The organism is Agromyces italicus DSM 16388 (assembly GCF_000421545.1).
Classification (GTDB): Bacteria; Actinomycetota; Actinomycetes; order Actinomycetales; family Microbacteriaceae; genus Agromyces; species Agromyces italicus.
Window position 1 is genome coordinate 157,791 of sequence record NZ_ATXF01000005.1, and the last position, 18,585, is coordinate 176,375.

Here is an 18,585-nt window from a genome sequence, read left to right on the forward strand (position 1 = left end):
GCCCCTGCCGGCGGCACCCTCAGCCGGCGGGCCTGTGCCGGCTGCACCTCCCGGCGGCGCGCTGCCGGCGGCGCGCTGCCGGCTGCACCCTCAGCCGGCGGGCCTGTGCGGTGCCGATGGTCACCGGGCCCTGCTCTCCACTGATGTGTCGTACGACAACACCGCTTCCGCACTGCACCCGCAGACGGGCGTGAGGGCCCGGCGGCGGGGTCGGCCCGACCCCTTCGATGCTCACGACGTGGAGAATCCTCGCGGTGCTCGTGCTGCCCGAGCTCGTCTTCGCGATCATCGGCTTCACGAACGGGGCAGGTCGTCGACGGGTGGGTCTCACTCGCGCTCGGCGTCGTGCTCGGAACAGTGCTGCTCGTCATCGGTGTGCGCGACGGCGGCGAGACCCTCGACCGGCGAGGGCCCGAGCTCCTGGCGCAGTTGCGGCGTCAGCAGTAGCGGCCGCCGAGCTCAGCCGACGATGGCGTTCGGGGGCGAGAGGACGTCGCCGACGAGAGCCTCCGCCGGGTCGACGCCGGTTTCGACGATGCGGTTGCGGCCGTCGACGTGCACGATGCTCGGCACGAGGTCGGCCGCCTTCGAACTCTTCACCGACGCCCACGAGATCACGATCACGAGGTCACCCGCGGCGGCCAGCCGGGCGGCGGCACCGTTCACCCCGATGACGCCCGAGCCGCGCCGGCCCGCGATCGTGTAGGTCTCGAAGCGGTCGCCCGTATTGACGTTCACGACCGTGACGAGCTCGCCGGGCAGCAGGTCGGCCGCGTCGAGCAGATCGAGGTCGACCGTCAATGAGCCGACGTAGTGCAGATCGGCGTGCGTCACCGTCGCGCGGTGGATCTTGGACTTGAGCATCGTTCTGCGGAAGGAGTGCACCACTCGATCCTGCCGCATGCCGGGTCCGTGAGACGCACCGCGGCGTTTCGAGACGCTCGCTGCGCTCGCTCCTCAACCAGCCGTGCGGGTTCCGATCATGCCGTTCGCCTCCCGGGCGACCCATCCGACGAGCGGCAGCATGTGCTTCATGAGGTCGCGACCGAGCGCCGTCAGCGCGTAGTCGACCCGCGGCGGAACCTCGGGATGCGCCGTGCGCACCACGAGCCCGTCGGACTCGAGGGTGCGCAGCGTCGACGCGAGCATCTTCTCGCTGATGCCCTCGACCTCGCGCCGCAGTTCGCCCCAGCGGTGGGTACCGTCGGTCAGCGCGAGCAGCACGAGCACGCCCCACTTGCTCATGATGTGGTCGAGCACGACGCGAGTCGGGCAGCCGTCGGAGAAGACCTCACCCGACTGCTCCCGGATCTCCGCAAGACTTACCGTCATGTTGGTACCTTACTCGAAAGTGGGTACCTCTTCGAGGGAAGGTGCGGTCGCAGCATCCCGTTACCCCTCGGTGAACCCAACGGAAGGAACACCCATGACCATCCTCGTCACCGCCGCCTCGGGCCAGCTCGGCCGCCTCGTCATCGACGCACTGCTCGAACGCGGCGTCGCCCCCGCCGAGCTCGTCGCGACCGCGCGCGACACGGCGAAGCTCGCGGATGCCTCGGCGCGGGGCGTGCGCACCGCCGAACTCGACTACGACCGCCCCGAGACCATCGCAGCGGCGCTCGACGGCGTCGACACGGTGCTGCTCATCTCGGGCAGCGCCCCCGGCTCGCGCGTGCAGGGCCACCGCAACGTCATCGACGCGGCGGCCGCGGCGGGTGTCGCGAAGCTCGTCTACACGAGCGTGCCACAGGCGACGACGGCCGAGTTCGTGCTCGCGCCCGACCACAAGGCCACCGAGGAGGCGATCGCCGCCGCGGGCGTTCCCGCGGTCATCGCCCGGCACAACTGGTACACCGAGAACTACACGACCGATGTGGCGCGTGCCGCCGAGACGGGCGTGATCACGGCGAGCGCGGGCGACGGCCTGGTGGCGAGCGCCACCCGCGCCGACCTCGCCGCGGGTCTCGCCGCGCTCCTCACCGACGACGGACACCTCGGCGAGACCTACGACCTCACCGGCGACACCGCGTGGTCGTACGAGCAGCTCGCGGCCGCGGCATCCGAGATCACCGGGCGCGAGGTCGTGTACACGGCGCTCACCCCCGAGGCGCACGTCGCGGCGCTCGAGTCGGCGGGCCTCGACGCCGGCACCGCCGCCTTCGTCGCGGGCATCGACGACGGCATCCGTCGCGGCGTGCTCGCGAACTCCGACGACACGCTCGCCCGCCTCATCGGCCGGCCGACGACCCCGCTCGTCGACGGGCTCCGCGCGGCCGTCTGAGCGGCGGGCGGCACGCGCACGAAACCGGGTGTCGGCACCTCCCCGGTGGGGTGCCGGCGCCCGGTCGCGTCGGTGCCCGGGATCACCCCGTTGCGGCTCTACGCTCTCATGAGCAACGAGAAGGAGCCGCAGATGGCCGAGCCCGTGTATCCCCCGCCGCCGTCCGACGCGCTGAACACGATCGAGCACATGCGCGACGCGGTCTTCTTCGACGATCCGGGCCGCGCGCGTCGTCTGCAGCGATTCTGGATCCTGCTCGTGCTCTCGTCGGCGATCGCCGCGAGCGGCGTCATCGGCGACTCGACCGCGACCGTCATCGGCGCCATGATCGTCGCCCCGATGATGCTGCCGATCCAGGGCACGATGCTCGCGACGGTGCTCGGCGAACGGGTCAACTTCGTGCGGTCGCTGATCACGATGATCGCCGGGGCCACCGCGGCGATCGTCATCGGCTACGCCTGCGCGCTGCTCGCGCTCGTCCCCGAAACCGCGGCCACGAATTCGCAGATCGCCGCACGAGCGACGCCCGATCTCATCGACCTGTTCGGCGCGCTCGCGACCGGGGCCGTCGCCTCGATCGCGCTCGTGCGGAAAGACATCTCCGACACCCTGCCGGGCGTCGCGATCGCGATCTCGCTCGTGCCGCCCCTCGTCGTCGTCGGCGTCGCGGCCGAGTCGGCCGACTACGCCGCGTCGATCGGCGCCCTGCTGCTCTTCGTCGCCAACGTCGCGGCGATCCTCGGCACGGGCGTCGTCGTGATGGCGTTCTACCGCGTGCAGCGCTGGGGCTCGTTCGCCGGCGGTGCCGGCGGTGCGGGCGGTACCGCCGCAGGCGGGCCTCGAGCGGCCGGTCCCGTGGCGGCGGGCGCCGCCACCACGACACGGGTGGTGAACCGTCGCCGCTCGCACATCACCATCGCGGTCATGCTCGTGCTCATCGCGATCCCGCTCACGATCTCGACGTACCGCAGCGTCACCACAACCACTCAGGGGTCGGACGTCGACGGCGCCGCGCGAGCGTGGGCCGAAGACCTCGGCCTGGAGGTCATCGGCATCGCGACCGCTTCACCCGGGTACGTCGTGCGCGTGACCGGCGGCGACGCGGTGCCCGACATCGACGCGCTCCGTTCCTCGCTCGAGGCCGAGGGCATCGACCCCGCGACCGTCGCGGTCGAGTGGGTGCCGACGACGCGCATCGTCGTCGGCGACTGAGCGCTCGGGCGACGCTGCCGTGACGAGTCGTCAGCACTCCGCGGCGACCCGCCGAGGCCGCGCCGGTCCTCGCGGCGTGTCGCACCGGCGTGCAGACGACTCGTCACGCGGCGCCGGCAGACGCGAGAGGCGTGCTCCACTCGAGCGGCCGGGTCGACGCCGAAGCGACGCCCACCGTCGGGGCGCCGCATGCGCCGCAGGACGCCGGCGACGCGAACAGGCCCGCCTCCTCCGACAAGGAGAAGAGGCGGGCCCGTTCTGCTGCGGCGCGGGGCAGGGGTGCGCCGCAGTTCCGCGCACCGTGCGGCGGCGGGGTCTGCGCCGCTGCGACTAGCGCGCGAGCAGGCCGAGCGAGTCGATCACGCGGTTCGAGAAGCCCCACTCGTTGTCGTACCAGGCGACGACCTTGATGTGGCGGCCGTCGACGCGGGTCAGCTCGGCGTCGAAGATCGACGAGTGCGGGTTGCCGACGATGTCGCTCGAGACGAGCGCCTCCTCGGAGTATTCGAGCACACCGACGAGCGGACCCTCGGAGGCTGCGGCCTTGTACGCGGCGAGCACCTCGTCGAGGGTGACGTCCTTCGAGACGGTCGCGTTGAGCTCGACGATCGAACCGACCGGCACGGGCACCCGCATCGAGTCGCCGTTGAGCTTGCCGTCGAGGTTCGGCAGCACGAGGCCGATCGCCTTCGCGGCGCCGGTCGACGACGGCACGATGTTGACGGCGGCGGCGCGGGCGCGGCGGGCGTCGGAGTGCGGGGCGTCCTGCAGGTTCTGGTCCTGCGTGTACGCGTGGATGGTCGTCATGAAGCCGTGCTCGATGCCGGCGAGGTCGTCGAGCACCTTGGCGAGCGGCGCGAGGGCGTTCGTGGTGCACGACGCGTTCGAGACGATCGTGTGCAGCTCGGCGTCGTACGCATCGGTGTTGACGCCGTAGACGAGCGTGACGTCGGCGCCCGAGGCCGGCGCGCTCACGAGCACCTTCTTGGCGCCCGCGGCGAGGTGCGCCGAGGCCGCCTCCTTGGAGGTGAAGCGACCGGTCGACTCGAGCACGATCTCGACGTCGAGCTCGCCCCAGGGCAGCTTCGCGGGGTCGCGCTCGGCGAGCACCTTCACGCGGCGGCCGTCGATGACGAGCACATCGCCCTCGACCTCGACGGGGTAGCCGAAGCGGCCGGCGGTGCTGTCGAACTTCAGGAGGCGCGCGAGGCCCGCGGGGTCGGTGAGGTCGTTGACGGCGACGAGTTCGAAGTCGGCGCCGCGCTCGACGAGTGCGCGCACGACGTTGCGTCCGATGCGGCCGAATCCGTTGATGGCGATGCGGGTGGTCATGGCGGGGGTGGGTCCTTTCAGTCCGCGATGGTTCCACTCTCGCGATCGGATGCCTCGCGCGCGAGTGGCACGTAAGCCAGTACCCGAAAGGATCTCGCCAAGATCAGTCCGTGCTGCCGATAGCGTGATCGCATGCCCCATGCGCCACTGCCCTTCGCCCTCGAGACCGAGCGCCTCACCCTGCAGCTCTGGGAGGAGGCCGACGCCGAGGGCTACCGGCGGCTCGTCGTCGAGCGCCTGCGCGATCACGCCGAGCGCACGGGTGGGCTCGAGCAGCACGTCGACGAGCCGATGAGCCTCGATGAGGCGCTCGCCGACATCCGGGGCGCACGTGAGAGCGCACCGGCGCGCGGTATCCACCTGCTGACATTGCACCCGCGCGGCAGCGACGAGTTCCTCGGCTACTGCGGACTCGTCATCGGGCGCTCGACGATCGACGAACCCGAGCTCGCCTACGAGCTGCTGCGCAGTGCGCACGGACGCGGCTACGCGACCGAGGCGGCGGCGGCCGTCGTCGAGGCGGCGCGGGCGACCGGTCGGCAGCGCCTCTGGGCGACGGTCGGCAGCTGGAATGCTCCGTCGTTCCGGGTGCTCGACAAGCTCGGGTTCCGGCGCGATCGCACGGCGATCGAGAAGGAGGCCGGCGAGATCGTCTGGACCGTGCTCGACCTGGCGTGACCGGGCCGCGCGGGCGCTACTCGCCCCGCGCGAAGGTCTCGCGGTAGTCGCTCGGCGAGGTGCCGAGGATGCGTTTGAAGTGCAGCCGCAGGTTGGCCCCCGTGCCGAGTCCTGCCCGGGCCGCGATCTGATCGATGCCGAGCTCGCTGCGCTCGAGCAGCTCGCGCGCCATGTCGACCCGGGCGCGAAGCACCCACTGCATGGGCGTGTACCCGGTGTCGTCGACGAAGCGGCGTGAGAAGGTACGGGCCGAGACGTTCGCGTGACGGGCGAGCACATCGAGCGTGAGCGGTTCGTCGAGCCGGCGCAACGCCCACTCGCGGGTGTCGGCGAACACCGCGCCGAGCTCGGGCGGCAGACTCCGCGGCACGAACTGCGCCTGCCCGCCCGAGCGGTACGGCGCGGCGACGAGGCGCCGGGCGGCGTGGTTCGCGACGGCGACGCCGTGGTCGCGGCGCACGAGGTGCAGGCAGAGGTCGAGGCCCGAGGCCGCGCCGGCGCTCGTCAGCACGGAGCCCTCGTCGACGAAGAGCACGTTGGCGTCGACGTTCACGAGCGGATGCCTCGTGGCGAGCGCCCGCGTGTAGTGCCAGTGCGTCGTGGCGCGGCGGCCGTCGAGGAGCCCCGTCGCCGCGAGCGCGAACGCGCCCGTCGAGATGGCGGCGAGCCGGGCCCCACGCGCATGCGCGGCGCGCAGCGCCTCGACCACCGCGGCGGGCGGGTCGTCGAGGTCGGGGCGGCGGTAGCCCGGAATGAAGATCGTCTCAGCCCACGCGAGCGCGTCGAGGCCGTCGGCCACGTGGTACGAGAGTCCGTCGCCGCCCGTGACGAGCCCGGGGGCGGCGCCGCAGACGCGCACCTCGTAGGGCATGCTCGCGCGAGTGGAGAACACCTGTGCGGGAATGCCGACGTCGAGCGGTTTCGCCCCCGGCAGCACGAGCACGGCGACGCGATGATGGCGACGAGTCATCCGGCCAGAATGCCACGCTTCGCAAGTGAAGCGCCATTCGGGCGCTGGCTTGCTGGGCTGATCAGTCGGGGAACAGATCGTCCGCGTCCACCACACAGATCGACTCGCCATCGAGCGTGACCTGCCCCGGAATCACCGATACCCGAATGTTCTGTACCGGACCGCCCCGCCCCGTGAAGAACAGGTACGGCTCGTCACCGGGGTTTCCCTCGCGCACATCAAGGCTGGTGGTGAGTCCTTGGGCTTCCCAGTGCTCACGGACCCGTTCGAGGAGTGCGTCGGTGTCCGCTTCAGTGCCGGTGTCGCCGGTCCACGTGCGGAGGTCGACGTAGTCCACCCCGAGGTCCCCGTTCGACAGGATGCACGGGTCCGGCACGAGCGGGTAACCCTGGTCCCAGCCTTCAGACGGCAGCGCCAGTACTTCCCGTGACGAGGTCATCAGCTCAGAGAGAGCATGTTCCGATTCGGTCTGTGTCATGGACTCTTCCTGTTCGGTAGGGCCGGCGCAGCCGGTCAGTAGGAGTGTCAGGGTGGCGGCCGCAGCGGTCAGGGTGCAGGGGCGGGGAGTGCTCATCTGGTGCCTTCCGTGGGGGAGCCGAAACTCGGGGGCCCGTAGATCAGGCCTTCCTGCACCTGAGTCAACCCCGGCCAGGCATACCCGGTGAGTCGTTCGGGTTGCCCGGTCGAGGTCAATGCGGTGTTCTGGAGGGATTCGGTGTCTTTGTCGAGGTATCCCCAGCCGTTCTCGGCACCGTAGGGCATGAGGGGATCATGCGCGGTGACTTGATGCAGGTCTTTGTCTGGTTCGCCGTCGACCCCGAACGATGTGGCCCCGAACCCGGGCTCCATCGGGTTGTCCCTGCCGCTGACCCTTCGCCCCACGTGCGCCCATTCATCACCCTTCCCGGCCTCGATCACGGGAAACACGTTCTGCGCTTGACCAGCAAACACCTGCCCGGCATGCAGCCCGTCGGCTCCGCCGATGCTCGGCTCGATCCCGGCTGAGCCGAGCATCGTGAACGACGCCACCCCAAGGTCTTTGGCCGAAAGCGCGTTCGCGGCAGTCGTGGTCCCGTACGAGTGCCCGACCACATGCAACTCAACGTCCCGGCCGTTTCGGGTGGCGTTGAACCCTTCGAGCTCGTCGACCAACCGGTCACCGCCCGCCCGCGCCAGATCCCCGGACCCGACCGTGACCTCGGTCGGGGTCTCGTACCCGATCCACGCCACCACCGCCCGGGCCGAAGGCCCACCGACCAGGCCTTGCTCGTCGTACAGGTTCTGTGCGCCGCGCGCCCACAACTGCATATCCGCACCCCGGGTATTCATCCCCGGCACGCTGTACGTCACGTTCACCGCCTGGTCCAAGTCCCCCACCGACACGGCAGCCAGGGGTCGGTCCCCGTTCTCGAAAACCGTCAACTGACGCACCACCCCGCGACGAGGTTTCAGGGCGTCGCGGATTTCTTCCAACGCCGTCAGCCTGCCGACCTGCTCCGGAGCCGTGCGTGCATCTGTGATCGCCCGGTCCAACAAGATCCGGTTCGCCCGGTCCCGCGCCCAGTACGACACCCCGCCCAGGCCGCCGATCACGTTGGGAACCCCCAACGCCAACGCATGCTGCGCCGACCGGTCGAGGCCCGACCACCACTCATGCACCGCGTCAGGATTCTCAGCCCGTAACCGCTCCACGAGGCCTGGACGCGCCTCCAGCACCGCGAGCAGCTCCGAGGCGCTCAACCCCGACAGCATCCCCAGCACCGACCCGGTACTTGGAACCGCAGTGGCCAGCACCCGACCCACGTCCCCGCCCTGCGCCGGGTCGCTCAGCCCGGCCACGCACCGCCGGTCCGCCGCTTCTCGACGCTCGACGAGCACATCGCGCTCGCGCTCCAGCACCGCGGCCTCTGCCTCGACCTCCGCCAGCCGCTCCCGTGCCAGAGCCTGCTCAAGTTCGCTGCCCGGCACGATGCTCGCAGTCGGGAACACCTCGGCCCACGCCCCGCTCGCGTCGGCCCAATCGGCCCGGGCACCACGCAACCGCGACTCGACCTCCTCCGCGCGCGTCGCGAGCAGCCGATCCGATTCCTGGATGTCAGCCACCTCAGCCGCGTACCGACCCAACACGTCCGCGTCCGACGCCGACGCACGGCCCAACGCCACTGCATCCGGTCGAACGCCCGCGAGCAACCCGACGAACACGTCTGCGGTCTGCCCCTCCCATACCGTCGGGGTCTCGGCGATCACGCGGTCGATCCCGGCAACCGTGTGTGCCCACAAGTCCTCGGCCAGCCGCCCTCGCACCCGACCGGCCAGCATAATCTGTTCCAGGTCACCAGCACCCGGAGCCTCACGCGACCATGGCATCAGCCCACCCCGGCAGCCAACGCAGCATCCAGATCCTGCAACGAAGCATCCAGCCCCGTCAACGACGCCCGGCCACCCCGAGCACGCCCGAAACACCCTCAGCGGCCGCCTCCCGGCCACGCGAGACCGAGCGAAGCATCTCGTCCACTTCGACCGAACCCGACGCTGCGAAGGGCAGGTGCAGGTCACGCACCGGCCCCGACGCCGCCAGCAGCCCGATCCGCAACACCAGACCGCCATCGACCAGACGCAACCCCGACAAGCCCAGACCCACCCCTCCGAACAGCCGGCGAATCATCGAGCCGGAATCCATATCTTAGGTGCACCGCGACCCATGAGGCGCTGTCGGAGGCCGGGCGTAGGGTGGGCGAATCGGCCGGCGTCGGCCGACCCGATCGATCGACGAGGTGGCCAATGCAACCGTCCACGACGACGCCCGCAACGCCCGACCCCGTACCCGACGGCCCCCACGGCGCCGACGGCCACGAGGCATCCACCCCGCCGCCGTCGGCGACCCTGCCCCGCTGGCCGTTCATCCTCATCGGCGTCGCCGCGGCCGCGATCGGTCTGCTGCCATGGCTCATCACCGGCATGCGGCTGCCGCTGCAGAACCTGTGGGCGAGCGAGACCATGCCCGACGACATGCCGCTCGTGCTGCTGCCGTTCAGCCAGTACCGGCTGTCGATGATCGCCTCCCTGCTCGTCGTCGGCGCGGCGGCCGCGGGCATCACCGCACGCTCGCTGCGCGATCGCAGCCCCCGCGGCGGCTTCGCCCTGCTGCTCTCGGGGGTGCTCCTCGTCGACGTGGTCGCGATCGTGCAGACCGCAACGGTCGTCGCGGCAGGACTCCGCGACGACACGTGGTCGCAGTTCTACCTCGCGGCCGTGCTCGCCGTGGCCGTCCTCGCGCTCGGCGTCGCCGTGCTCGTGCTCTGGCTCATCGCGCGGGCACCGCGCGCGGGCGCGATGATGGGCCTCGCGGTCGCGGCCGTGCTCATCTCGGGGTGGTTGCACCCGCTGCTCGCTCCCGACCCCGTCTTCACGGGCGAGCCCGCCTGGCTGTGGGCGGCGGTGCGCTGGGTCCCCTCGGTGCTCGTCGGGGCGGCGATCGCGTGGGGCGGAGTCGGCACGGTCGGCCGGGTGGCCGCCGCGCTCGCGAGCCTCGTGATCCTCTGGGTCGGGCCCGCCCTGATCACGGCCGTGTCGGCCGCCGCGGGCACGCGGGTGCTCGCCCGCGAACCAGCCGAGATGCTCGACTACGCCCGGCGCGTCTTCGGGATGGCGCTCACCGACCCCGCCCTGGTCGTGCCGCCGCTCGTGGTCGCCGTCTGCGTCGCGGGGGTCGGGCTGGTCGGCCGCGCGCTGCTCGGTCGTTCGCCACGGGTGCGCGGCGAGGCATCCGAGGGCTGAGGCTCAGGAGAGCCCGAGCCCGCGAGACCGAGGCGGGTGGCCATACGATCGGAGCATGAGCGAGCCGACGCAGCCGTGGTGGAACAGCGACGACGACCTCGGCGGCCTCGGCTTCGCGCGCATGTTCGCGTACACCGGGCTGCTGCTCGGCGCCGGCGCGCTCGTCATCGCCGTGTTCGCACCGCTCGAGGGCGACGCACTGCGCACCGTATGGATCGCAGGCTTCGGCTGCGCGGCGATCTGGGTCGCCGCCATGGCGGTGCCGCGGTATCGGGCAGCGGGCGTCAAGACCTCATGGGCGGTACGCACTGCGTGGGTGCTCGGCGGGCTCGCCGTGCTCACCGCCGCCTACGCGTTCGTCGCCATCTGGCTCGCATCGGGCGGCGTCGAACTGCCGGCCCCCGTGCATTGGTTCACGCCCGAACGGGTGCCGTTCGGGGTGACCGCGTGAGCCGCACCGCTGGTTGAGGAGCGCCCGGTACGGTTTCGAGACGCTCGCCGCGCTCGCTCCTCAACCAGCGGTACGGTTTCGAGACGCTCGCTGCGCTCGCTCCTCAACCAGCAGCACGGTTTCGAGACGCTCGCCGCGCTCGCTCCTCAACCAGCAGTGGGCGCGGTCGCGTCGAGCGCCGTGAGCACGCGCGCGACCGAGCCGCCGAGGTTCCAGTCGTCGACGAGCGCCTCGAGCGCGGCGCGCCGCTCACCCGTGACCGGGCGCAGCCGCGCATCGACCTCGGGCAGCTCGAGGTCGCGCACGACCTCGACGACCCGCGGCGCCACCGCGAGGTAGTCGGCGGCCGCCGCGAGCTTGGCGCGCACGCCGGCCGACATCGGCGCCGAGGCATCCGCGGCCGCCTCGATGATGCCGTCGAGGTCGACGAACTGCTGGATCAAACCGGCCGCCGTCTTCTCACCGACGCCCGCGACTCCCGGCAACCCGTCGGAGGAGTCGCCGCGCAGCGCCGCGAAGTCGGCGTACTGCTGCGGCAGCACGCCGTATTTGCCGACGACGACGGCGTCGGTCACGAGTTCGAGCTTCGACATGCCGCGGGCGGTGTAGATCACGCGAACGGATGCCTCGTCGTCGACGAGCTGGAAGAGGTCGCGGTCGCCCGTGACGACGTCGACGGGCCGGCGCGCACCGGTCGCGAGGGTGCCGATGACGTCGTCGGCCTCGTGCTCGGCGGCTCCCACGACCGGCACGCCGATGAGGCCGAGCACCTCGCGGATGAGCGGAATCTGGCGCACCAGTCCGGGCGGGGTCTCTTCGACGTCGACGCCGCCGGGCACCGCCCGTTCGACCCGGTGGCCCTTGTAGCTCGGGATGAGGGCCACCCGCCAGCCGGGCCGCCAGTCGTCGTCCCAGCAGGCCACGAGCTCGGTGGGTTCGAAGTCGGTCGTGAGCCGCGCGATCATGTCGAGGAGCCCCCGAACTGCGTTCACCGGCGTGCCGTCGGCACGTTTCAACGAGTCGGGCACGCCGTAAAAGGCGCGAAAGTAGAGCGAGGCGGTGTCGAGGAGCATCAGTCGGTCGGCCACACCGCCGATCATGGCAGACCACCGGCATCCCCGGTACCGTGGGCAGATGAGCGGCGCATCGAACGAACGACCGACCCTCGACCGCAAGACCCTTCCACCCGTGCAGCGATGGGTCTTCTGGCCCGCCGCGATCGTCATCGCCCTGTTCGTCGCCTTCGCGCTCATCGCGCCGCAGGCCGCCGAGACCATGTTCGGCGCGATCCAGTCGAGCATCGTCGACGCCTTCAACTGGTACTACGTGCTCATCGCCGCGTTCTTCGTCGCGTTCAGCCTCTTCGTCGGCTTCAGCCGTTTCGGTGACATCCGCCTCGGCCGCGACGACGACCAGCCCGAGTTCTCGCTGCTCTCGTGGTTCGCGCTGCTGTTCGCCGCCGGCATGGGCATCGGTCTCGTCTTCTACGGGGTCAGCGAGCCGCTCAGCCACTACGTGTCGCCGCGCCCCGGCGTCGAGGGCACGCCGTCCGAACTGGCGCAGGCGGCCCTCAGCCAGACCTACCTGCACTGGGGCGTGCACGCCTGGTCGATCTACGTCGTGATCGGGCTCGCGCTCGCGTACGCGATCCACCGGCGTCGGCGGCCGATCTCGATCCGCTGGACCCTCGAGCCGATCCTCGGCAAGCGGGTCGAGGGCGGCTGGGGTCACGTGATCGACGTCATCGCCCTCGTCGGCACGCTCTTCGGCGTCGCGACCTCACTCGGCCTCGGCGTGCTGCAGATCAGCGCCGGGCTCGACTCGGCGGGCATCCTCGAGCCGAACGAGACCACCGAGGTCGTGCTCATCCTCGTCATCTCGGTGTTCGTGCTGATGTCGGTGCTCTCGGGCGTCACGAAGGGCATGAAGTGGCTCTCGACGGCGAACCTCGTACTCGCGGGCCTGCTCGTGCTGTACCTGCTCGTGTTCGGCTCGACCGAGTTCCTGCTGCGCGAGTTCGTGCAGTCCATCGGCAACTACGTGCAGGACTTCATCGGGCTGTCGTTCAACGTCAGCGCATTCCAGGGCGAGGCGGGCGAGGCGTGGCAGGCGAGCTGGACCTCTTTCTACTGGGGCTGGTGGATCTCGTGGGCGCCGTTCGTCGGCATCTTCATCGCGCGCATCTCGAAGGGACGCACGGTACGCCAGTTCGTGATGGGCGTGATCCTCGTGCCGACCCTCCTCGGCATCCTCTGGTTCGCGGTGCTCGGCGGTTCGGCGCTCGCGCTCGAGTTGGCCGAACCGGGCACGCTCACCCAGGCAGACGGCTCGGTGAACGTCGAGGGAGCGCTGTTCGAGATGCTCCAGCACATCCCCGGCACGCAGGTGCTCACGGTGGGCGTGATCCTGCTGATCGGCATCTTCTTCATCACCTCGGCCGACTCGGGCGCTCTCGTCATGGGCATGATCGCCACCGGCGGCAAGCTCAATCCGCACCGCTGGATCCGCACCTTCTTCACCGCGATCACCGCCGCGCTCGCGATCGCGTTGCTGCTCTCGGGCGGGCTGAAGGCGCTGCAGACGGCGGCGATCATCATCGCCCTGCCGTTCAGCGTCGTGATGCTCCTCATCTGCTGGTCGACGATCATCGCGTTCACGCGCGAGCGCCGCGCCTACGCGAAGGCCGAGCGGGCGCAGTTCATCGACCACATCGGCGAGTACTACGGGCTCGAGGTCGAGGAGCCGCTCGAGCGCGGCATCGTCGCCGCGCCGCCCGCTTGGGTGCGCGGGCTGCGGCGACGGCTGGGGCTGCACGCGGATGCCTCGGGCCGCGGGCCGCACGCGTCAGCCGGAGCCCTGTCCGTCGAGAACGCCAGGCCCGACAACGTGCCGACCGACGACGTCGATGCGGTCGTCGACCACGACCCCCTGTCGGGCGGCGACGACCATGACATCCCCGAGCACGGCGAAGACGACCCGCGGACGCTTCCGCAGTAAGCGGGTCGAGGAGCGAAGCGACGTCTCGAAACCCCAGGGGGAGGGCTTCGAGACGCTCCTCCGTCGCTCCTCAACCCACGGTGTGAGAAGAATGGGACGCATGGCGATCACCTCGACCTTCAGGGCGACGAAACGCGTGCCCATCCTTCAGGTCGCGAAGGCCGCCGTCGCGACGATCACCGCGTGGCTCGTCGCGGGCTGGCTGATTCCCGGGCAGCTGCCGGTGTTCGCGGCGATCGCCGCCCTGCTCGTCGTGCAGCCGAGCGTGAACCAGTCGTTCGGCAAGGCGATCGAGCGGTCGATCGGCGTCATCCTGGGCGTCCTCATCGCCACGGGCATCTCGCTCGCGTTCGGCCAGAACAGCGCCGTCATCCTCGTGGTGATCGTCGTCGCGATGCTCGTCGCCTGGACCCTCAAGATGACGCCCGGCACCTCGAACCAGGTGGCGATCAGCGCGATGCTCGTGCTCGCGCTCGGCGCCACGTCACCCGAGTACGCGATCGACCGGGTGCTCGAGACGCTCATCGGCGCGCTGATCGGCATCGTCGTGAACGCACTCATCGTGCCGCCGGTCGCGGTCGGGCCCGCACGGCGCGACCTCGCCCTCCTCGGCGGCGAGCTCGCGGCATCCCTCGACCGCCTCGCGAGCGCCCTCGAGACGCCGCAATCGCCCGCCGAGCTTCAGCAGCTCATGCTCGAGGCGCGCCTCATGCGGCCGATGCGGGATACCGCGGATGCGGCGATCTCCGCCGGCGAGGAGTCGCTCACGTTGAACCCCAGACGCTCGGCGCACCGCACCGACCTCGCCGAGATGCGCGCGCTCGTCGAACGGTTGAGCCCGATCGTGACGCAGGTCATCGGCATGACCCGCGCCTTCTTCGACCATTACGACGACGCCCTCTCCGACGAGCCGACGGTACGGGCGATCGCCGAGCAGCTGCGTCGCTCCGCCCACGACGTGCGTCTCGCCGTGCATCTGGCCGACATCGAGCCCGAGCCCGAACCGATGACCTCCGCGGTGCCCGCGCTCACCGCCCCGCTCGTCATCGCCCCGCCGCGCTCGGGGCATTGGATCCTCGTCGGATCGCTCATGGAGGACCTCCGCCGCATCCGCGGCGAACTGCTCGACGAGCAGTAGCCGGGGCCGAGGCCGGGGCCGGCAGGCGGACCGCCGTCGGCCGCTCCCCCCGGATTGGGGCTCACCGCCGCGCTCGAGCGGGTGCAGACTGACCCCGAGCACCGTGACAGGCCGGCTCCCCGTACCCCGTCGCCCCGACGGCAGTGCCTTGTCCCGGAACGCCGCGTGCATGAGGAGGCGAAATTGCGGCTGCTTCTCCAACCCCAGCCCCAGCCCCAGCCCCAGCGAACCGAATTCGATTGGATCGACGCCCGAGTCCCCGACCTCGCCGCACTCAGCGCCGGTGAGACGACCGTGCTCCGCACACTCGCGACGGGCGCGTCGAACACGGCGATCGCGACGGCCCTGTGCGTGTCGGAGCGCACCGTCGAGTCGCACATCCGATCGATCTTCGTGAAGCTCGGTCTCCTGCAGTGCGCCGACGAGAATCGTCGCGTCATCGCCGCCGTCGTCTGGACGCGGTCGGCGACGTAGTGCGGTTCATCAGTCTCCTCGGCTCTTCGCTTCCGCGGCGAACCAGTTGACCAGTTGCTCGATCGTGACCTCGGCCGTGCGAGGCCCGACCCCGGATGCGCTGTCCGCCATCCGGCTGCTCATGGCCGTCGGAACCGGAATCTGCCTCATCCCCGGGATCCTGTTCGCCACGCGCATTCGCCTCACGCGTGAACGACACGACGCCATCCGGAATGCGCTCGACAGCGACGGCCCGGTCTCACCCGCTGATCGAGATGCCCTGCTTCGGGATCTCTGACGGTGCGTGTGCGGCGCCGAGGACGGCGTTCACGGTTGCGGTGAGGACGGAGCGGTCCCGGCCCGCCACCCACCCCGTGCCGGTGCGATCTCGGAATTCGATGAGGGTGAGGGCTTCGCTGCTGTTTCCGGCAGACAGCGAAGTCTGGTGCAGCGAGAGGATGTCGACAGGGATGCCGCGCTCTGCGAGAAGACGGGTGACGGCTTCCACCGGACCGATGCCGTCGTAGCTGCCGCCGTGTTCGGCTCCGTCGACCCGGATGCGGACACTCGTGATCGTGGACGTCTCGTGACTCTCGGATCGCAGATCGAGCAGTTCGACGCCCCCGCCCGCACGGCTCAGGTAGCTGCGTTCGAACAGGCCCAGCAGCTCCGGCGCGTCGACTTCGACGCCGGTCGCGTCGGCATGCTCTTGGACGCGACGGGCGAAGTCGATCTGCAGGCGGCGGGGGAGTTCGATGCCGTACTCGGTTTCCAGGAGGTAGGCGATGCCGCCCTTGCCGGATTGCGAATTGACGCGGATGACGGCGTCGTAGCTGCGGCCGAGATCCGCGGGGTCGATCGGCAGGGACGGCACCCGCCACTCGATCTCGCGCTCCGGTCGGCCTTCGGAAGTCGCGCGGGCACGGTGCTCGGCGAAGCCCTTCCTGATGGCGTCCTGATGAGTGCCGCTGAACGCGGTGTGCACGAGGTCGCCGACGTAGGGGTGGCGGGGGTGGATTTCGAGACGGTTGCTGTGCTCGACGGTGCGGCGGATCTCGTCGATATCGGAGAAGTCGATCATCGGGTCGATGCCCTGCGCGTGCAGGTTGAGCGCCAGGGTGGCGATGTCGACGTTGCCGGTGCGTTCGCCGTTGCCGAAGATGCAGCCTTCGACGCGTTGCGCACCGGCGAGCACGGCCAGCTCGGCGCAGGCGATGCCGGTGCCCCGATCGTTGTGGGGATGCACCGAGAGGACGACGGCGTCACGGCGGGCCAGGTTCTTGTGCATGTACTCGATCTGGTCGGCGTACACGTTCGGCGTCGCGATCTCCACGGTCGCCGGGAAGTTCAGGATGACCGGGCGTTGCGGGGTCGCATCCCACAGCTCGGTCATTGCGTCGCAGATTTCGAGGACGTAGTCGGGTTCAGTGAGGTTGAAGACCTCGGGCGAGAATTCGAAGCGCACCGTCGGGAGGTCCCCCGCGAAGTCGAGCACGTCGCGGCCGCCGGCGAGGATCAGGTCAGCGAGCGTGCTGCGGTCGTGCCCGAGCACGACGCTGCGCCAGGTCGGCGCGGTGGCGGTATACAGGTGGATGACGACGTCGTTGCGGATCCCGCGGATCGATGCGACGGTGCGTTCGATGAGGTCACGGCGGGCGGGCGTGAACACGACGATCGTCACGTCCTCGGGAGCGAGGTCGGTCTCGGCGATCAGCCGTACGAAGTCGTAATCGGTCTGCGACGCCGACGGATACCCGACCTCGATCTCCTTGTAGCCCATCCGCACCATCAGCTCGAAGAAGCGGCGCTTCCGCGCCGGGTCCATCGGCTCGGCGAGCGCTTGGTTGCCGTCGCGCAGATCCACCGGCACCCACAGGGGCGCTGCGAGCAGGCGGCGTTGCGGCCACTCCCGCTCGACGAGCGGCACTTCGACGCGGGAGTACGCGTCGCGGTAGCGGCGGGACGGCATCTGCGAGTGTCGCTGCCGGTTCCAGGAAGCCGCATCGGCGGGTACCGGACCGACCGGCGTGGAGATGTTGGAGAAAGCTGTCGAACTCATGAGCGGTGTCCTTCTTCGGTCGTGCGGGGAGACGACCGGCGCGCGATTCCGCTCCACGTCGGGGAGCCGGTCAGGCTAGGCCCCGCCGTGGCGGCGAAGAAGGAGGAGTCCGAGAAGCACACCGACAACCTAGCACGACTCCTCAGACAAGTAGAGAACTGGCTCGAAGTCTGCGCGATTGGAATCACTAGGATGGTGAATGATCCATCAGACGAGCAGCGAGATGACGGAGACGCGATTGGCCCAGGTGCGACGAGCGTCGCTGGCGGAGCAGGCGGCCGAACTGCTGCTCACCCGCATCCGCGCAGGAGAGTGGGTACTCGGCGAGCGTCTGCCCGGAGAGACGACGCTGGGACCTCAGCTCGGGGTCGGCCGCTCGACCGTTCGCGAGGCGATCCGGCACCTCGCCGGCCGCGGCATCCTGCAATCGCGGCAAGGCGCCGGCGTCTTCGTCACTGCCCTCGACGCTCCGGAGGACTGGGACGCCGTGCTGCGCCGAACCGACATCATCTCGGTGATCGAAGCACGCATCGCGATCGAGTCCGCTGCGGCCGAGCTCGCCGCTGAGCGGCGGACGCCGGCGGAGCTGCGCTTGCTGCGCCGCTCCCTCGACGCACGCTCCGCGCCCTACGCCAGCATCGAGGCGCATGTCGATGCCGACACCGCTTTCCACCGGCAGGTCGTCGCGGCCGCGCACAACGAGATCCTCACGGAGCTCTTCGACGGGTTCGTGCCGCGGTTGCGTCACGCCATGGTCGACATGCTCCGACTCCGGCCGGTGACCGACGAGGGCGCCGACCAGGTGGCCCACCGGCACATCGTCGACGCCATCGCCGACCGCGAACCGATCGAGGCCGCGCAACTCAGCCGCACCCATCTGGAATCCCTGAAGGCGAGGCTCGTCTGAGCGAGACGGTGCACGATCCTCGGAATCGGTGATGCGACGGGGACGCGAGTCCCGCGACCTGATCGCCGTCTCAACCGAGCAGCTCGCGGACCGCGAGCCCCCATTCGAACCCGCACTCGCGGCAGTCGAAGATCGGGGAGTCGTCGGAGAGGAGCAGGTCGACCGACTCGGCCTCGACCGCGAGGTCGAGCGGGCCGTAGACGATCACGCGCACCGACCCCGACCCGCACCGCGGGCAGGGCTCGTCGAGCACGGCGATCGAGCTTTCGGTCTGGGCCAGGTTCGTCATGGCAGTCAAGTTACGCCGCCCCTGCGACATCGGGCGCCGAA

The 18,585-nt window shown here is 70.3% G+C and carries 19 protein-coding genes; 9 read left to right on the forward strand and 10 right to left on the reverse strand.

The annotated features are described in order from the left end of the window. Nucleotides 1–459 precede the first annotated feature (459 nt). Complete coding sequence (gene panD, locus H516_RS0105015; protein WP_022888624.1) at nucleotides 460–903, reverse strand: aspartate 1-decarboxylase; 444 nt, start codon at nucleotides 901–903, stop codon at nucleotides 460–462. A 54-nt stretch (nucleotides 904–957) separates the two neighbouring features. After that, nucleotides 958–1,332 carry a winged helix-turn-helix transcriptional regulator gene (locus H516_RS0105020; RefSeq protein ID WP_022888625.1) on the reverse strand — a complete coding sequence of 125 codons (375 nt, stop codon included), beginning with the start codon at nucleotides 1,330–1,332 and terminating at the stop codon, nucleotides 958–960. A 94-nt stretch (nucleotides 1,333–1,426) separates the two neighbouring features. On the opposite strand from H516_RS0105020, the gene H516_RS0105025 reads away from it, so the two are divergent. Both H516_RS0105025 and H516_RS21180 read left to right on the forward strand, forming a co-directional pair. Continuing rightward, nucleotides 1,427–2,281, forward strand: coding sequence for an NAD(P)H-binding protein (locus H516_RS0105025; RefSeq protein ID WP_022888626.1), 855 nt, complete (start codon nucleotides 1,427–1,429; stop codon nucleotides 2,279–2,281). A 132-nt stretch (nucleotides 2,282–2,413) separates the two neighbouring features. Continuing rightward, complete coding sequence (locus H516_RS21180) at nucleotides 2,414–3,493, forward strand: DUF389 domain-containing protein (RefSeq protein WP_169513499.1); 1,080 nt, start codon at nucleotides 2,414–2,416, stop codon at nucleotides 3,491–3,493. Between the two features lie 330 nt (nucleotides 3,494–3,823). Here the strand turns inward: H516_RS21180 and gap are convergent, their stop codons facing one another. After that, nucleotides 3,824–4,825 carry a type I glyceraldehyde-3-phosphate dehydrogenase gene (gene gap, locus H516_RS0105035; protein ID WP_022888628.1) on the reverse strand — a complete coding sequence of 334 codons (1,002 nt, stop codon included), beginning with the start codon at nucleotides 4,823–4,825 and terminating at the stop codon, nucleotides 3,824–3,826. Between the two features lie 132 nt (nucleotides 4,826–4,957). Between gap and H516_RS0105040 the strand changes: the two genes are divergently transcribed. Further along, nucleotides 4,958–5,503: a GNAT family N-acetyltransferase gene (locus H516_RS0105040; RefSeq protein ID WP_022888629.1), complete on the forward strand. Its 546-nt coding sequence runs from the start codon at nucleotides 4,958–4,960 to the stop codon at nucleotides 5,501–5,503. Between the two features lie 16 nt (nucleotides 5,504–5,519). Here H516_RS0105040 and H516_RS0105045 read toward each other — a convergent pair whose 3' ends face one another. From H516_RS0105045 to H516_RS0105060, 4 genes are all read right to left on the reverse strand, one after another. Next, on the reverse strand, nucleotides 5,520–6,473 hold the full coding sequence (locus tag H516_RS0105045; RefSeq protein WP_022888630.1) for a GlxA family transcriptional regulator: 954 nt from the start codon (nucleotides 6,471–6,473) through the stop codon (nucleotides 5,520–5,522). 61 nt (nucleotides 6,474–6,534) lie between these two features. Then, nucleotides 6,535–6,951: a hypothetical protein gene (locus H516_RS0105050; protein ID WP_157432153.1), complete on the reverse strand. Its 417-nt coding sequence runs from the start codon at nucleotides 6,949–6,951 to the stop codon at nucleotides 6,535–6,537. Between the two features lie 92 nt (nucleotides 6,952–7,043). Beyond that, nucleotides 7,044–8,720, reverse strand: coding sequence for an alpha/beta hydrolase (locus H516_RS18425; RefSeq protein WP_157432154.1), 1,677 nt, complete (start codon nucleotides 8,718–8,720; stop codon nucleotides 7,044–7,046). A 178-nt stretch (nucleotides 8,721–8,898) separates the two neighbouring features. Further along, nucleotides 8,899–9,153 carry a hypothetical protein gene (locus H516_RS0105060; RefSeq protein WP_022888633.1) on the reverse strand — a complete coding sequence of 85 codons (255 nt, stop codon included), beginning with the start codon at nucleotides 9,151–9,153 and terminating at the stop codon, nucleotides 8,899–8,901. Nucleotides 9,154–9,254: 101 nt separating this feature from the next. Here H516_RS0105060 and H516_RS18430 point away from each other — a divergent pair, with 101 nt between their 5' ends. Continuing rightward, nucleotides 9,255–10,250 carry a hypothetical protein gene (locus H516_RS18430; RefSeq protein ID WP_022888634.1) on the forward strand — a complete coding sequence of 332 codons (996 nt, stop codon included), beginning with the start codon at nucleotides 9,255–9,257 and terminating at the stop codon, nucleotides 10,248–10,250. Nucleotides 10,251–10,305: 55 nt separating this feature from the next. Further along, nucleotides 10,306–10,701: a hypothetical protein gene (locus H516_RS0105070; RefSeq protein WP_022888635.1), complete on the forward strand. Its 396-nt coding sequence runs from the start codon at nucleotides 10,306–10,308 to the stop codon at nucleotides 10,699–10,701. Between the two features lie 146 nt (nucleotides 10,702–10,847). Here H516_RS0105070 and H516_RS0105075 read toward each other — a convergent pair whose 3' ends face one another. Further along, the gene (locus H516_RS0105075; protein WP_026378445.1) at nucleotides 10,848–11,774 is read right to left on the reverse strand and encodes a 5'-3' exonuclease; all 927 of its coding nucleotides are present in this window, start codon (nucleotides 11,772–11,774) and stop codon (nucleotides 10,848–10,850) included. Between the two features lie 61 nt (nucleotides 11,775–11,835). On the opposite strand from H516_RS0105075, the gene H516_RS18435 reads away from it, so the two are divergent. From H516_RS18435 to H516_RS0105090, 3 genes are all read left to right on the forward strand, one after another. Further along, nucleotides 11,836–13,698: a BCCT family transporter gene (locus H516_RS18435; RefSeq protein ID WP_033196871.1), complete on the forward strand. Its 1,863-nt coding sequence runs from the start codon at nucleotides 11,836–11,838 to the stop codon at nucleotides 13,696–13,698. A 100-nt stretch (nucleotides 13,699–13,798) separates the two neighbouring features. Beyond that, a complete protein-coding gene (locus tag H516_RS0105085; protein WP_022888638.1) occupies nucleotides 13,799–14,836 on the forward strand; it encodes an FUSC family protein in 1,038 nt (345 codons plus the stop codon). 183 nt (nucleotides 14,837–15,019) lie between these two features. After that, complete coding sequence (locus tag H516_RS0105090; protein ID WP_211217071.1) at nucleotides 15,020–15,310, forward strand: response regulator transcription factor; 291 nt, start codon at nucleotides 15,020–15,022, stop codon at nucleotides 15,308–15,310. Nucleotides 15,311–15,548: 238 nt separating this feature from the next. Here H516_RS0105090 and H516_RS0105100 read toward each other — a convergent pair whose 3' ends face one another. Next, the gene (locus H516_RS0105100) at nucleotides 15,549–17,348 is read right to left on the reverse strand and encodes a 2-isopropylmalate synthase (RefSeq protein WP_033196820.1); all 1,800 of its coding nucleotides are present in this window, start codon (nucleotides 17,346–17,348) and stop codon (nucleotides 15,549–15,551) included. A 199-nt stretch (nucleotides 17,349–17,547) separates the two neighbouring features. Here H516_RS0105100 and H516_RS0105105 point away from each other — a divergent pair, with 199 nt between their 5' ends. Continuing rightward, nucleotides 17,548–18,255 (forward strand): FadR/GntR family transcriptional regulator, encoded by a 708-nt coding sequence (locus tag H516_RS0105105; RefSeq protein ID WP_022888642.1) that lies wholly within the window; start codon nucleotides 17,548–17,550, stop codon nucleotides 18,253–18,255. A 70-nt stretch (nucleotides 18,256–18,325) separates the two neighbouring features. Here the strand turns inward: H516_RS0105105 and H516_RS0105110 are convergent, their stop codons facing one another. Next, nucleotides 18,326–18,544 (reverse strand): hypothetical protein, encoded by a 219-nt coding sequence (locus tag H516_RS0105110; protein ID WP_022888643.1) that lies wholly within the window; start codon nucleotides 18,542–18,544, stop codon nucleotides 18,326–18,328. Nucleotides 18,545–18,585 lie beyond the last annotated feature (41 nt).